At 42.8% G+C, this 15,260-nt stretch carries 13 protein-coding genes; 5 read left to right on the top strand and 8 right to left on the bottom strand.

The annotated features are described in order from the left end of the window. Position 1 precedes the first annotated feature (1 nt). Positions 2-2,191 (top strand): exodeoxyribonuclease V subunit alpha, encoded by a 2,190-nt coding sequence (gene recD, locus ACXACS_RS10210; protein ID WP_474806276.1) that lies wholly within the window; start codon positions 2-4, stop codon positions 2,189-2,191. A 54-nt stretch (positions 2,192-2,245) separates the two neighbouring features. Here recD and ACXACS_RS10215 read toward each other — a convergent pair whose 3' ends face one another. Beyond that, entirely contained in the window at positions 2,246-2,641 is a 396-nt protein-coding gene (locus ACXACS_RS10215) for a hypothetical protein (protein WP_474806277.1), read from the bottom strand. A gap of 284 nt (positions 2,642-2,925) precedes the next feature. Here ACXACS_RS10215 and ACXACS_RS10220 point away from each other — a divergent pair, with 284 nt between their 5' ends. Both ACXACS_RS10220 and ACXACS_RS10225 read left to right on the top strand, forming a co-directional pair. After that, entirely contained in the window at positions 2,926-3,306 is a 381-nt protein-coding gene (locus tag ACXACS_RS10220) for a VOC family protein (protein WP_474806279.1), read from the top strand. Between the two features lie 29 nt (positions 3,307-3,335). Continuing rightward, positions 3,336-3,671, top strand: coding sequence for a hypothetical protein (locus tag ACXACS_RS10225; RefSeq protein WP_474806280.1), 336 nt, complete (start codon positions 3,336-3,338; stop codon positions 3,669-3,671). A gap of 49 nt (positions 3,672-3,720) precedes the next feature. On the opposite strand, the gene ACXACS_RS10230 is transcribed toward ACXACS_RS10225, so the two are convergent. The 3 genes from ACXACS_RS10230 to ACXACS_RS10240 all read right to left on the bottom strand — a co-directional run bounded on the left by ACXACS_RS10230 (position 3,721) and on the right by ACXACS_RS10240 (position 5,639). Beyond that, positions 3,721-4,353, bottom strand: coding sequence for a DNA-3-methyladenine glycosylase (locus tag ACXACS_RS10230; protein ID WP_474806282.1), 633 nt, complete (start codon positions 4,351-4,353; stop codon positions 3,721-3,723). Positions 4,354-4,371: 18 nt separating this feature from the next. Beyond that, positions 4,372-4,596, bottom strand: coding sequence for a hypervirulence associated TUDOR domain-containing protein (locus ACXACS_RS10235; protein WP_474806284.1), 225 nt, complete (start codon positions 4,594-4,596; stop codon positions 4,372-4,374). Between the two features lie 158 nt (positions 4,597-4,754). Beyond that, entirely contained in the window at positions 4,755-5,639 is an 885-nt protein-coding gene (locus tag ACXACS_RS10240) for an EamA family transporter (RefSeq protein WP_474806285.1), read from the bottom strand. 276 nt (positions 5,640-5,915) lie between these two features. Between ACXACS_RS10240 and ACXACS_RS10245 the strand changes: the two genes are divergently transcribed. Both ACXACS_RS10245 and ACXACS_RS10250 read left to right on the top strand, forming a co-directional pair. Further along, entirely contained in the window at positions 5,916-6,365 is a 450-nt protein-coding gene (locus ACXACS_RS10245) for a GyrI-like domain-containing protein (RefSeq protein WP_474806287.1), read from the top strand. 198 nt (positions 6,366-6,563) lie between these two features. Further along, positions 6,564-7,418: a hypothetical protein gene (locus tag ACXACS_RS10250; protein ID WP_474806289.1), complete on the top strand. Its 855-nt coding sequence runs from the start codon at positions 6,564-6,566 to the stop codon at positions 7,416-7,418. 37 nt (positions 7,419-7,455) lie between these two features. On the opposite strand, the gene ACXACS_RS10255 is transcribed toward ACXACS_RS10250, so the two are convergent. The 4 genes from ACXACS_RS10255 to ACXACS_RS10270 form a co-directional block, all read right to left on the bottom strand. Then, complete coding sequence (locus ACXACS_RS10255) at positions 7,456-10,296, bottom strand: TonB-dependent receptor domain-containing protein (protein ID WP_474806291.1); 2,841 nt, start codon at positions 10,294-10,296, stop codon at positions 7,456-7,458. Between the two features lie 603 nt (positions 10,297-10,899). After that, positions 10,900-12,642 carry a GGDEF domain-containing protein gene (locus ACXACS_RS10260; RefSeq protein WP_474806293.1) on the bottom strand — a complete coding sequence of 581 codons (1,743 nt, stop codon included), beginning with the start codon at positions 12,640-12,642 and terminating at the stop codon, positions 10,900-10,902. Between the two features lie 300 nt (positions 12,643-12,942). Beyond that, the gene (locus ACXACS_RS10265; RefSeq protein ID WP_474806294.1) at positions 12,943-13,983 is read right to left on the bottom strand and encodes a methionine synthase; all 1,041 of its coding nucleotides are present in this window, start codon (positions 13,981-13,983) and stop codon (positions 12,943-12,945) included. Between the two features lie 145 nt (positions 13,984-14,128). Beyond that, complete coding sequence (locus tag ACXACS_RS10270; RefSeq protein WP_474806296.1) at positions 14,129-15,118, bottom strand: DUF1852 domain-containing protein; 990 nt, start codon at positions 15,116-15,118, stop codon at positions 14,129-14,131. Positions 15,119-15,260 lie beyond the last annotated feature (142 nt).

Consider the following 15,260-nt stretch of genomic DNA (forward strand, 5'->3'; position numbering starts at 1 on the left):
AATGAACAACAATCAACATTCTGTATCGTCGTTTTTCGATAACTTGTTTGGCATCGAAGCTATCGACAAATTTGTCGCAAAAGAATTTGGCTTTATTGATGAACTCGCACAAGAAGAGAGGTTTATCTGGGCTGGAGTACTGGCGTATTTGTCATATATGCAGCGTAATGGGCATAGCTGTATCTATCTTAAAGAAGTAGCTGGAACAACCCTGTTTAAGGAAGACGACACCGGGCATACCGTTGGTTCGATGACCGAAGCGCAAGAAAGCGAAAGTGCATCATCTATTCACAATCCCCAAGGGGGCATATATCAACAAGAGCCAGAAAAACAAGAGCCAGAACAAGCCCTTAAGACAGGTTTAGTACTACCTCAACTTACGCCTTTACTAAAAATTGTAAAAAGCGCTCTGGAGAACGAACAAGTTGTTCAGCTATTTGTTTATGAAAACGGCAGGCTGTATAGCCGTCGCTATTATGAGTTTGAACAAGAGGTAGCGCGAGACATAGTGAAGCGAGCGGCGCTTACGCAGTTAACAGAAGACGCAAATGATAAAGTAAAGCAGCTGTGGCCCACTATATTCCCTACCGAAACTACAGATAAACAAGATTGGCAGCAAATTGCTGTTGCTAAAAGCTTGATGCAGGGGTTTTGTGTCATAAACGGTGGGCCTGGAACGGGTAAAACCTATACCGTGTTACGTCTATTACTGGCGCTACAGGCGTGTGACAAAGACCTAAATATTGTATTGGCTGCCCCCACCGGTAAAGCGCAGCAACGTATGACCGAGTCTATCGTTAACAGTATTGAAGGGCTTCGCGGCAAGGTGGACGATGCAGCACTTGATAATGTGCCTACTGATGCTGTAACGCTGCATAGATTGTTAGGATTGCGAGAATACGGTGTATCGACCAAGTACAATCAGCACAATCAATTAGCCGCTGATGTGCTTATCGTCGATGAGGCAAGTATGGTCGACTTAGCGTTAATGACGCGCATTGTTCGCGCATTGCCAGACCATGCACGTCTCTATTTTATCGGTGATGCCGACCAGCTTCCAGCCGTTGAGCTTGGCAATGTGTTAGAACAGCTGGTTAGTAACACAACACGCTTTGACGTAGAAGAGAATGCATCGCCGAGCGACGAAAGTAGCTTACACATTGATAGCGACCCACTTTCATTGGGGGGCGTACCCTCGTTAATGCGCCAGAATATCGCTACGCTGTGCCCTCATCTTCCTATGTTACCTGTTAATGAGCAAGCCAAAAGCTACGTGGCAACACTGCAGGCACCGCAGCGTTTCAAAGGCCAAGTAGCAAAAGTAGCAACGGCAATCCAGAAAGGGGATGCTGGTGGAGCGATCGCTGCCATCGCCGAAGAAAGCGATGAAAGTAGTAAAACCGCAAACCTAGCGGCTTATACAAAAACACGTTTAAAAGAAGGCGTGCATTTATGGTCAGAAGATAAAGTTGGCAGTCGTGATTTACATGAGTTGGCTAAAGAAAGTTTCTTTCCCATATTTGATGCCGATAGTGCTGAAGAAGCGCTTAACCGCCTAAACTATGTTAGGTGGCTCACACCGGTTCGCAAGGGTGCAATGGGAGTAGAGGGCCTAAATAGCTTGGTGTTCGATGCCATCAAGCACAAAATTAAAAAGCGAGAAGGGCACTTCTATCAAGGTCAGCCCATTATGATTGTAAAGAATCATCATCCACAGCGGTTATCTAACGGTGAAGTAGGCGTAATCTGGCCTGATAGCACGGGTAAACTGTATGCATGGTTTTACCAAGACGCCAAAGGTGCAGACCAACAAACCTCGTCAGGTACGGTCGAGAATGCTACTGGCGTACAAAACCAAATGCAAAAACAAGCGCTACGCAGCATATCGTTATCTAGAGTGCCGCAGTTTGAAACCGTATATGCCATGACCATTCACAAGTCCCAGGGCTCTGAATTTAACCACGTTGTACTTATACTGCCTAAGCCCGATAGTGAGAAAGCCGCCAACCTATTTCATCGGGGGCTAGTGTATACCGGCTTAACCCGAGCCAAAGATGGTTGTTTGATCATTTCAGACAATACGACATTTAGCCACATGGTTCAGCGAGTAGATAAGCGCTATTCAGGGTTGTCAGAAGCAATCAGCCTGCACTTAAAGAGCACATCAAACGCCACCGCAGAAATCGAGTAGATGAAAATGTACTCTGACCCCCAAATTGTGGGGTCAGAGTACATTTCTGCGCTGTTATTTTACAGGCGTAAAAAGACATAGGCCGTGTTTGTTGATTTCGATAGGGGTCTTGCTAATTAGGTAAATGCGGGTTGGGGCGGTTACGCGCAAAATGCCGCCTTCAGCGTTTAAAAACTGTGAAGGAAAAAGCACAGAAATGTCGTCATTTTCTAGGCGGTTAGTTTCGGCTTTTATGGAGAAGTGCGACAAGCCGAAGTGATCTAGCCAACCCAATATATTATTGGGTGTCGCAACAAAATGATCGTGCTTTAAAAAGCTGCTGTGTAATGTAATGTTCGCACCGAAAACAGGTTTGTTTTCTATCGCCATCTGCGTATTCGGCTTTATATGCAGCCGATATAGCCCATGTGACTCCGGCACAATATCATCATTTGCATCTGTATTATTCACTAGCGTTAGCATACAAAGTTTCACGAGGTAATTCTGATGACTTTATTGTGGAGGAGTTACGTTTTTCCTGCGTTGATGTGGATCAAGCGGAAGCAATGCTAGTCTAAAGCGTTTACAACTGCGCCAATATAGAGGTATGAACAAGTGATTGTTCACAAGACAGCAGACTCAATGAGGTTTTCTAAGGTATTATTAGCTTTGGCTTGTGACGACCTAGCGGTAGCTTGAGGTAATCGCGACTATGCTAACGCAGTTTAGATATCTTACATAAGGAGCAAGCGCTCATGGAATTGAATCAAGTTACACTGCCTGTTACCAATATGACTGAAGCGGTTGAGTTTTATCTTACACTTGGGTTCATCCAAATTGTTGATACACCACATTACGCAAGGTTTACTTGCCCTGAAGGCAGCTCTACGTTTTCACTCTCTTTAGAAAGCGAAAGCGTACAAAATCACAGCGTGATTTACTTTGAGCATGAAGCTTTAGACGAGCTATATACATCGCTCGTAGAAAAGGGGATTCATTTTGAGCAACCGCCTACTGAACAACGCTATCTGTGGAAAGAAGCTATTTTAAAAGACCCATCTGGCAATAAAATAAAGCTTTATTGGGCGGGGGAAAACAGAGTAAACCCGCCTTGGAAAGTAGAAATTAAGCGGTAACCGTTAAAATTAAAAACCCGAGATAACCAGTGACAAAAAACCAAATAAGCGTGTACTTTCGCTTAACAAAGTTAGATGCCATGCAGGCCTATACGCTAAAAAGAGAAATTAATGGCGCTTATTTTATCAAGCGCGAAGGAAATGCTGATGATCAAGAGATTGATGTTTTTGTCGGCATGGTACCTTTAAAAGAAACGCTGTTCGACGAACTCAACGACTATGTTATACGCCAGCAAATTCAGTACGATGACTGTGATATTTTTGTAGAAGCCAAAGATGCTACTGGAGATATCGCCGTACCAAGGGTAGTAAACAAACTGTTGAAGTATATAGACTGTAAGCTTACATATGCCCTAACTAACTAGGCTTGAGTAAAGATAGTGCGAAGTGCGGTATTAAGCCTTTTCATACACTCTATTTCAGTGTGAAGCGCCAAGGTAGGCTTGTATCATCCCGTGTGGCATGCGCTTCGCTTTTATCGTCTTTTCTATCTTCGTTTTTATCTTCTCTGGCGTAATCTATGCCTATGCGGGGTGCGCTGGTAATACTTTTGGCGGCGTTAAATTCGGCGTTGCTCTCAAACCAGATAGTATTGTTGTTTACTACGGGTTCGCCATTTAGCGCTGGTGTTAACGCTAAAGCTTGCGATAGCTTCGCTGGGCCAGAGCACAAGTTACGCACGGCAACGTTTGACCCTCGTCGTTTCTGCATTATATCTAAGCCCACGGTAGGACTGATTGCTCGGATAAGCACAGAATCAGTATAGCCCACCTCGTTAGTGACAATATTGAACATGCTGTGGTAACCGTAAACCTTATAGATGTAGGCTATGCCGCCCTTTTTCTTAAGCGTTGTTACAGATGAAGGCCGGCGCAATAAGTGCTTTTGCATGGCGAGATCCCGTTCACCGCAATAAGCTTCAGTTTCTGTGATCATTCCACCGGTGAGTTTACCACCGACCCTACTAAAGAGAAAATTGCCAACGAGCAACCTCGCTATATTGACCACATCACTGTCAGTGAAAAAAGAAAGCTGTATCTTTTTCAAAGTAGATTGAAAAGTAAGTTAAGACGACTTTTTGATTTCGCTGTGAGATTTTAAAACCTTACTGCCGTCGTCTTGTTCAATAAGATAGGCTGGGTCACTATCGCTCGCTTCACGCTTTACCGATGAACCTTTAATAGTGCGTGTAACATCGCTAGTGAATTTCTCTCTTATATTGCCTGTGGCACTGCCATTACCCCATTCCCATTCAACTTCTGTATTTACCGCGTAGTGCTTCATCATCATTCCCTGTTGCGTTAGTTTTACTACTTACACAGTGTTAAACGGTGAAAATAGCCGCTTAGTTCATAAAGCAATACAGCGGAAAGGCGAAAGGTAAAAACAAAGCCAGGTAAGGTACAGGTAACTATGGTAAAAAGAGCTAATAAACAAAGCTTGAAACCCTAAGAAAGCGTTTCAAGCTGCTTTTGTTTGGGCACTTGTTTTTGAGTAGCAGAACTTCCAGCGGTAGCTATGACCACTAACGCTACTGCAAGCCACTGAGTCAGTGTAAGGGTTTCATCAATAATGATAAACGCTGCTACCGCTGCAACAGCAGGTTCTACACTCATCATTATGCTGAAAGTTTGTTTGGGCATATTGCGCATGGCACTCATTTCTAAGGTGTAGGGAATAGCGGATGAAAAAATTCCTACGGCGCAGCCTATGAGGACCGCCTCTGAAGATAGCAAAGCACTACCTTGACTCGCTATACCAATGGGTACCACACAAATGGCGGCTACTAGCATACCTAAGGTAACCGTAACGCCGCCAGAACCTTCATTGCCTGTTTTGTTACCAAATACAATATAGCCTGCCCAAAAAGCTCCCGCGGTTAGCGCTAGCATTACGCCGATAGGATCTAGGCTTTCTGCTGATGCACCGAAAATATCCGGTAGCAGTAAACAAACGCCAACAACGGCCAAAATGGCCCACGCAAAATCACGTTTTTTTCTTGCGCTAAAAAAGGCCACCGCCAATGGTCCTGTGAATTCAAGCGCAACGCCTATACCTAAAGGAATACGCGCAATGGCAAGGTAGAAGATGATATTCATTGCCCCTAAACAGGCGCCATAAATAATGACGTTTCGCCATCCTTTCGCACTTAAGCTTGCTTTCCAAGGTTTAAAAATTACTGTTAACACCAGGGCTGCGAAGAATGCGCGCAGGGCGCTTGTACCTTCAGGCCCCACGATAGGAAAGAGTTGTTTGGCAAATGATGCACCCGATTGGATAGTTATCATGGCCAAAAGCACTGCGAGTATGGCAAGTAAAAAACGTCGATTCACAATGTATTGCAGTTTCAAAGAGTTAAAACAGGATTATATTTGTTCTGAAGTCGAAATGCTCGTTGATAAGCGGGAAAATTCGAAAAACTAGGTTTTATAACAGCTTAAACTACAGCTTTACCAAGACGTTTATACTTCTTGAAAAACAACTTATTTCACTTTCCGCGTGATAAACGAGTTGTTTATTTTCGACAAAGTAAAGTAGTGGCGTAATATACGTTTATTATGCAAGTAACATCATTGTATTACCTAAGCAAATTATCAAGGAATATTGATATGGAAATAAGACACCTTTCTGCTCCATTATACATAAGCGGTTTTTCGGTGGTAACGAATAACGAAGCTGAGTTTTCTCACGACGGAAAAATTCCCGCACTATGGCAACGCTTTGACAACACCATACCTGTGGATTATGTGGGCGGTGAGCGCGTGTATGGGGTGTACTTTAACTATGAAAGTGATCATGCTGGCAATTTTTCAGTGTTAGCAGGCTATGATGGTGAGAAAGAGCCAGAAAATATTGAAGTCGAAAACATCACTATTCCACCAGGGATGTATCTTGTTTTCACGAAGCAAGGAGAAATGCCGCAAATCGCTATTGATGCATGGACCGATGTTTGGAAATACTTTACCCAAGAAAACGCGAAGTATGAAAGGACGTTCACGGTAGATTTCGAGCACTATGTAAACGGCAATCACATTGATGTATATATAGCGATAAAGTAATGCTTTTTAGCGAACTTGTAATAATCGGCATGAAATTGGAAGTAGAAAACTAGTTGCTATCGCTAGCGTGCTCTATACTGGAATGTAGATTACGGCGTGAAGTCGTCGATATCCACTTAATTTCAATCATTTTAAATACACGAGGTTTGTGTCTAATTACTAAATAATCAGTTGATGTTCCTCTTTTAAGGAAAGCAATTGCATAAGCTTACCCAATTACACATAGACATCGCTCGAAATGCCACGGACGATTTCAATTTATTTCACGACCCTATGCGTTGTCAGTGCATTTCGGGTAACCCCTTTCAAGGCACCATAGCGCTGGGGTTTCAACTTGGCCTTTATGTAGAAACTCAAATTAATCAAAGTGCCCCTGCCATCGAGCAAAGACAATATTCAGTTTACGAGTTTACTTTCGTTAACCCAGCGAAAGTGGGAGACGAACTCAATCTAGTATTAAAACGCGCCCGTGTTACTCAAACGGAAAAGGGTGATCAAGAATCGCAGCGTTTAATTTTAAAAGCCTCGGGCAAAACTTGCTTAATGGGCTTTTATCGTCAGTCCGACTACCAGTCGATTACTTCCTCGTTATTGAAATATAGCAAAGACCAAGTTTCAAAAAAGGCTGACCGAACGCTGTTAGATGAAGGCGTTTTTTTAAAACGAAAGTGGATGATTGTTGGCAACGTTAAAAATTATCTATTAAGCGCTTTCGCTGACCAAGCACAGTATGTAGATGAGTTTGCGAATAAGGTCCATTTCCCCAAATTTTACCCGCTTTCTTTGATGTCATCGGCGATGTTAGAAAGGGCGCAGGCCCTTGATTACGACTTAATCAAAAACCCCATGATCTATGTTTCGCAAAACATGTGCATCGACAACCAGCAGTTAGCACAACTTAAAAGCAACGACTGTCTAAATATATTGGTTACGCCTGTTGATACAGATCCCAACCATCTTACCTGCGCAGGGTGGGTGAGTAGTGAATCTCCGCTGTTCTGTGCAGAGGTAAAGCTGATGCCGTTGTCTGATATGCTTAAAAAACCGGCGTAAAAACGCCGGTTTTTTGGTTTACGTACTAAATCGTAAATTACATTTTGTACGCTACGGTTACATAGCCAAAACGCCCAATGTTGTCGTATGCAGCGTCAGTTGAGCCAGTACCTGTTGTACCTGTAGGTAGCGCGCGGTTAAACAGGTTATCAATACCCACAGTTAGGCTTACACCATTCTTAAAGTTGTAACCGGCAGTTACATCAGTTACTGCGTATGAAGGCAGTTCCATACGGTTACTTGGGTTAGGGTTACGTGCTAGCTCTTGATTGTCGTAAATGCTTGCGCGCTCAATATAGCGCGTTTTCCAGCTTGCTTCCCAATCGCCACGGCTGTAGTTAACCGTGAATACACCTTGCCAGTCAGACTCACCAGCAGTGCCAGCGTTTTGATAAAATAGCTCTGGGTTGTCTTGGAATGGAAACTCTTTACGATCTTTAAGGTAAGTTGCAATTAGGCTTGTACGGAACGCACCTTCAAGTGCATCAAAGTCATAGCCTAATTCGAAATCTACACCTTTTGCTTCTTGACCCGCAATGTTTAGCGCGTAGCTGCGAATTTGGGTAATTTCGCCTGATTCTGAATCACGGTCGATAAGACCACAGTACGGATTATCGATGCCTGTTTCAGAGTCAACGCAACGGTCCAGAATAGTTTGACCATCAATGTTGGTGATCGCGTCAGTAAGTTCAATTTCCCAGTAATCGACTGTCGCCGTAAAGCCTTCAAACCAAGCTGGGGTATAAACTAAACCTAGGGTTTTAGAGATAGACTGTTCTGCTTGAAGGTCGATGTTACCACCGTTTACGCCTTCCAACGTTGCCGCATCATAGTCAGAGTTGAAGTCTGCCGGAACGCCAAGTGCTGCGCAGTTAGCAATACGTTGGTCGGCATTAGCTAGGTTTTCTAGGTTATCTGTACGGCATGGATCGTCAACATTGAAGAACGTCTGGCTGGCTTCACCGTAAAGCTCGCTAATGTTCGGTGCGCGAAGGGCAGATGACTTAGTTGCTCTAACACGTAAGTCTTCAAAAACCTGCCAATCTAAACCAAGCTTCCAGCTTTTCGCGTTGCCAATAGATGAGTAATTAGCAATGCGCGCCGCTGTGTCGAACGTAAGCATATCTACGCCTGGTAAACCTTCAAGAAGCGGGATAGTAACTTCAGTAAATACCTCAGAGACGTCGTATTCGCCCTTGTCTTCGCCTAGCGCATTGAAGAAGGTGCCTGCAGCGTTGTCTGGCTCATCAATTTCACTTTTTTCTTTGCGGTATTCAACACCTGCTGCGAAACCTACATAGCCTGCTGGCAGCTCGTAGATACCTGAATTTGCGATTGTTGCACCTGCGTTGTACTGCTCAATTTTGCTAGTACCTACAGACGTGGTATTTACATAGTCGATAGCTGCTTGTGAGGCTTGACCGTATCCCATAATATTTAGAGGTACACAGCCATCTTCGCTACCTGATGCACAAACAATGTTACCATTGTCATCTTCGACGGCATCTATTGCGTTGTAGAAGTTTTGCAAAATCAGGTTATTGCGGTTTTCACGCTCCAGCTCTGTTTTACCGTAGTTTACAAACGCTTCGTAGTTCCATTCATCATTGATATAGCCTTCTACACCTAACACGTAGCGATAGGTTTCACGCTCATCAGCTTCCGTACGAACACCTAAATCGGTCATCATGCGGTTTAGTACAATGCTATCAAGACCGTTTGCGTCCATGTACTCAGCAACACTGTCATCCAAGAATGCATTGTTGCGCGTTATAGTTGTTTCGTCGCTGTAGAAAAAGAACGCTGGTTGCGCCATAGAAATAGCACGTGTGCGTGCGTATTTAGCTTGCGCATATACCGTAGTGTCGTCATTAAGTTCGTAGTTACCTTTAACGTTTAGGTTAGTACGGTCAAATTCTGGCTGTAGCTGTGTGAACTGGCGAAGGTTGAAAGAGTCACAGTTTGCGCAGAAAACACCATCTACTTGGTCGCCAATGTAAATGTCTTTAATTGAACCGTCGGCGTTGAAGGTTTTAGTGCCATCGCCGAATACACCCGCATTGTTTATTACGTAGTAACCCGCGTTAGCGGTGTAAATATCATCCGGGTAGGCCGTTGAATCTAATTGATCTTCACTGCGCTCGTAACCCATGATGCTTTCAAAGCTCATGTTGCGATAGGGTGTAGCAGTCCAAGGGTTGTCTAAAGCATCTAGTGACTCTTGAGAGCTGTATTCAGCGGCAAAAGCAATATTGCCGCGATCGTTGTCAAAGTTAAAACCATAAGACGCTTGGTACTTATCATTTTTATAGCCATTTTCCTGCGCAAAGCCTTGTGTTGCGCTGATATCAAACCCTTCAATATTCTTTTTAAGAATGAAGTTAACTACACCGGTCACAGCGTCGGCACCGTATACGGCAGATGCACCGCCGGTTACGATTTCTACGCGCTCAATCCATGACGTTGGAATAGTGTTGGTATCGACAGCAGCAGTACCCGCTGATGAAGACACGTGGCGCTTACCGTCAACCAAAACAAGCGTGCGGTCGGTGCCCATACCGCGAAGGTCTAGAATGTTTAAACCCGCAGTACCGATGAATTGACTTGAGTTACCTAGCGAGAACGTATTCGCCAATGAAGGCAGTTCGTTAAGCACCTCTCCAATGTTCATCGCGCCAGAGTTAAGTAGTGACTCGCCAGAAATAGCGGTAACAGGCGAAGGTGCGATTGCGCCCTGACGAGAAATACGTGAACCTGTAACTTGAATTTTTTCAACATCAGCGCTAGCTGTCGTTGAATCTTGCGCTATTACGTTGCCAGATGTCAGAGCGACACTACCAGCCAATGCTAACCGAACAGCAGTTGCAATGTTTTTCATGGATTGTTCCTAATGAATTAGAATGTATATGCTTGTTGTTAAATAAGGCCCAAAATTGTAGGCAAGCCTTACCATGTCGATTTGTATTCGGATTTATACTTATGTCTAAGAGGGCGCGCATTCTAATGAGCAGGAACAAGCGAAATCAATTTTTTTCGATGAAACAACGCACTCCCTTTAGGTGGTTAACATTTAATTAATTTCTGATTAAATAGTAGGGTTTCGCTATGTATTGCGGGTATTGTTTTAAACGTGAGCAGATCTAGTTTATTTCATAACCAGTTGTTCAAATTGTGGTGTGAATGAGCGCTTATTGACCTAATTTCACCTTGAGCTCACTCCAATAAAAATACAGATATTGCAACCGAAATTTGGGGGATCTGGTTTGGCAGGTCAACTATTGGTCATATGAAAATTAGTTTTGCATTTCAGCGTAATAATTTGTGCTTTTATCGACGCGCTGAGAGTGTTAATTAAATTGTTGCGAATAGGTTAATTGTGGGCGGCTTCTTCTTAATTTTGACCACTCACTACCACCCTAATTACACGCGAGGGAAATGTGTTGCTCACCGTCGTGCTATTAATTGAGGATAAACAATCAAACTAAATATTAACTCGGTTTTTGCCCGAGTTTTTCGATTGGTAAAGTGCTTTATCTGCGTTTTCAAACAAAGCTTCAAAGTCGTAAGAGACCTTAGGAGCGCTAGCTACGCCAAAGCTAGCTGTAAGTTTGAAGTGTTGTGAACTTGATTGGTTCGTGAGCTCTATTTGTTTCCGGCAGCGCTGGGCAACTGTCATAGCTTGTTCTAAATCACAGTTAGGTAAAATAATGCCAAATTCTTCACCACCCAAGCGCCCGATGTAGTCATCTGGCCTGCAACCTTTTAATGCAGCATTAACCGCACTCAGAAGCGCTTGATCGCCTACCTGGTGTCCATAGGTGTCGTTTATTTTTTTAAAATCATCTAAGTCAAAAATAATTAGACTAACAGGCCTTGCATGCTGATCAGCATAATTTATAAGCTCAGCTGATATTTTCGTAAAGTATGTGCGGTTGGCTATACCCGTAAGTCCATCTCTTTGCGAGATTTTTTCAAGTGCAATGTAATGGCTTCGTTTTTTGTACAGCCAAAAAGCTATTACTAAAAACGCCATAAATAGCACAAGATAAATAAGCCTGCGTATATTGCTTTCCTCCTGCGCTAGCTGTGCCTTGGCTTTTAACAGGGAGTTTTCCGCATCGAGTAGAGTAATTTTGTTCGATTTTATTAAACTATCTTGTTGTGCTTTATGAATGCTTAACATTTTATTGCTCATACTAGATAAATTAAGCGATCGCGCTTTTGCATAGTCTTTATGTAACTGCAGCGCCTTTTCATAATTTTGCTGTTTTTCTGCGATTTGATATAAGACTTCATAAGCATCTATGTCAGAGATGACTGCATAACCCGTATCTTCTTCCTCGCCTAGTACTTTGTAAGCGTATTCTTGTGCTTTCTCATACTCTTCGCGTAAAAAATAGATTTTGCTTAATAATGCGTAATACTCTTCTAACAATGGTGGATATTTAGTACTTTCAACTTCATTTAGATGCGAATTTAACACCGCTAATGAAGCTTCAATTTCGTTTTTGTTGTACAGATAAGTAGCGTAGTGTGTGTAAATAGCAATAAGCGCTATCTTTTCTTCTGCATTTTCACAGTAGTTTAGCGCCTTAGTAAAACTGTCTTCAGAGAGTGAACCATTCTGTGTAGAGACTAAAGCAACGATAAGCTGCATGTGTAAAAAGCATGTGAATCGGGGAGAGTGTTGCCCGCTAATCAACGAGTTTCCATAACTAATCACCGTTTCTTTCTCGTCAATAGAGTTGTAAAAGTTGATTATCGCATTGTGGGCTTGTTCCTTAACTAAGGGATCAGTGACCTTGTCTAAATTCTCAGTTAAAAAATCCATAGCAGAGAATGCCTCAGCCCAATTTTGGGTTGCAGCATTGAGCGCAGCAAGCGCTGCGTATGATTGAAACTGATAGCGAAACGAATAATCACCGTTTGCAATGTGTTGATACGCTTCTGAGGCACCCAATAGGTCTCCAGCTACTAGCTCCATATAAGCTGCAGTAAAATCATAAAGCTCCTTATCATCTTCGCTTAAGCTTGATTTATCTAAGCTTTGAAACAGCTCTTTCGATTTCTGGGGGTTTGAACTTCGTATCTCATAGGCTTCTTCTAAAATGCTATTACCACTCTCAGCTGCAAACGAAAGAGAAGAGGAAATTGAAAAAAGTACTGTTAAGATGCTAAAGGTTACTAATTTAACTTGGCTTTTTATTAATAGTTTTAACGTCATTATCGCTTTGAACAGTGGAGTTAGCTACAACATGTAATCTACGACTCCCTTTCTGTCAAAATTGACGTTACATAAATGCGTCTTCTGATATCGGGAGCGAGGCTATTGTTTTAGTTTAGACAAAAAATGAATAAATGCTTCTGATGCCTAATAAAAATTATATAAACGTTAACCGATTAGACATTGGTCTGCAAAAAAACGGGGGAGCAGTGTTTAGCTAGCTTATGAAAGTAAAGGGGAGCAAGTTTGGCTTTTTACAAACTTGCTTTAAAGATATGAAGGAAATTAATAAAACTAGCGTTAAGCAGAGCGCTTAAGGGTTAATTCTCGTCTTACTATCGCAGCACCAGCGCTAAGGGCTTCAAGTTTCCCTCTTGCAACATCTCGTGAAAGGGGAGCCATACCACAATTAGTACAAGGGTAGAGCTTATCTGCGTCTACGTACTTCAATGCTTCACGCAAAGTAGCGGCGACTTCTTCTGGCGTTTCTATGGTATCAGTGGCAACATCAATGGCACCTACCATCACTTTCTTTCCTTTTAGCAAGGAAATGAGTTCAATGGGTACGTGGGAGTTGTGGCATTCCAATGACACCATATCGATGTTCGACTTCGCTAGCTTAGGGAAGCTTTCTTCATATTGACGCCATTCTGAGCCTAGCGTTTTCTTCCAGTCGGTATTTGCTTTAATGCCGTAACCGTAGCAAATGTGTACCGCAGTTTCACATTTTAGCCCTTCAATAGCGCGCTCTAGCGCAGCAATTCCCCATTCGTTCACTTCATCAAAGAATACGTTAAACGAGGGCTCGTCGAACTGAATAATATCAACGCCAGCAGCCTCTAGTTCTTTCGCTTCTTGGTTTAGAATCTTGGCGAATTCCCACGCGAGCTTTTCGCGGCTTTTATAGTGATCATCATACAGGGTATCAACCATAGTCATTGGACCTGGTAACGCCCACTTAATAGGTTGATCAGTTTGGCTTCGTAAAAACGTGGCATCTTCAACGAATACCGATTTTGGTCGTTTAACTGCTTGCGTTACAACAGGTACGCTCGCGTCGTAACGATTGCGAATTCGTACAGTTTTACGATTCTCAAAATCAACACCGTCGAGGTGTTCAATAAACGTGGTTACAAAGTGTTGTCGGGTTTGCTCACCGTCACAAACAATATCAATGCCAGATGCAGCTTGCTCTTGAAGCGTAACGCGAAGCGCATCTTTTCTACCTTCTTCTAAGGCATTATCTTTTAGTTTCCATGGCGACCATAACGTTTCAGGCTCAGCAAGCCATGAAGGTTTTGGAAGACTGCCAGCAATAGAGGTGGGGAGTAATTTTTTCATGTGATTCGTATTCTTTAAGTCAGTATTTATTGTGAATGCCTGTGGGGCAGGCCGTAGCGCCCCACTAAAATTTAAAGACTCACCTTAGCGAGCCGATGATTGCAATTGGCAACGAGCAAGTTACCAATAACCAGTATCAGAGGATTTATCTAGCGTAACTTGCTGTAAATTGCTGTAGCTTATGTTGATAAGGCTTAATAAAGTTCTCTTCCACGAACTTGCCTTGCTCTACGGCGAGGTGACTGCGTTCGTCGCGGTCGTACACAATGCGTGTTAACGAGTGATCGCTATTTTTCAAATTTGGTTTGTAGCTTAAACCTGCTTGCGCGTTAGCGTTATAAATTTCAGGACGATAGATTTTCTGAAACGTTTCCATTGTCGCGATAGTGCTTATAAGCTCTAAGTTTGTGTAGTCGTTTAGTAAGTCGCCAAAGAAGTAAAAGGCGAAGGGGGCGGCACTGTTAGGCGGCATAAAATAGCGAACGTTTAAGCCCATCTTTTTGAAATACTGCTCGGTCAACGAGGACTCGTTAGGTTGATATTCAACGCCTAAGACAGGGTGTTGGTTTTCCGTTCTGCGATAGGTTTTGTTGTCAGAAACACTTAAGCAAATAACAGGGAGTTTTGAAAAATGCGCTTTATAGGCTTCAGAGTTAACGAAATACTGAAACAGTTTACCGTGTAGATCGCCAAAATCGTTGGGCACGCTGAACGATGATTGGCCTCGATTATGATTAGAAAGACGAACGCTAAAATCATAATCTCGAACATAAGACGAGAAATTATTGCCCACAATACCTTGGGTGCGCTTCCCCGTTTTTTTATCGATAATGTTAGTTTGCAAAATCTCAATCGTAGGGAAGGTTTTGCCGTTACCCTCTACATCAATATCTACCGATACTATTTCTAGTTCAACAGCATAGCGATCGCCACGCTCATTGTCCCAGCTAGCGAGGGCATTAAACCGATTGTTAATCATACCTAACGCATCGCGTAAGTTTTCTTTTCGGCGCTCGCCTCGCGCTAAATTAGCAAAGTTAGTGGTAATGCGCGTGTTGTCTGAAGGGCGATAATCTTCATTAAACTGAACGCTGTTAATAGTAAAAGAGAAATTTGTATCCACGTTATTGTTCATGAGAATGCGCTTCTATTCCTAAGATTAAAACGAGTAATGTAAATGCTGTAAAAAGCTATGGATAAATTTATACGCGGTTTTATCTATGAATAAAAATGACTTAATTTCATTTTTATATGAAATTATCTCATGCTATGTTCGG

This window comes from Alteromonas sp. AWM4_230, assembly GCF_056158305.1.

Bases quoted from the DNA above. Each gene is read 5' to 3' on its own strand.
- ACXACS_RS10245 (WP_474806287.1), top strand. From the start codon at position 5,916: ATGGAAATAAGACACCTTTCTGCTCCATTATACATAAGCGGTTTTTCG.
- ACXACS_RS10270 (WP_474806296.1), bottom strand. From the start codon at position 15,118: ATGAACAATAACGTGGATACAAATTTCTCTTTTACTATTAACAGCGTT.
- ACXACS_RS10260 (WP_474806293.1), bottom strand. From the start codon at position 12,642: ATGACGTTAAAACTATTAATAAAAAGCCAAGTTAAATTAGTAACCTTT.
- ACXACS_RS10265 (WP_474806294.1), bottom strand. From the start codon at position 13,983: ATGAAAAAATTACTCCCCACCTCTATTGCTGGCAGTCTTCCAAAACCT.
- ACXACS_RS10255 (WP_474806291.1), bottom strand. From the start codon at position 10,296: ATGAAAAACATTGCAACTGCTGTTCGGTTAGCATTGGCTGGTAGTGTC.
- recD (WP_474806276.1), top strand. From the start codon at position 2: ATGAACAACAATCAACATTCTGTATCGTCGTTTTTCGATAACTTGTTT.
- ACXACS_RS10220 (WP_474806279.1), top strand. From the start codon at position 2,926: ATGGAATTGAATCAAGTTACACTGCCTGTTACCAATATGACTGAAGCG.
- ACXACS_RS10235 (WP_474806284.1), bottom strand. From the start codon at position 4,596: ATGATGATGAAGCACTACGCGGTAAATACAGAAGTTGAATGGGAATGG.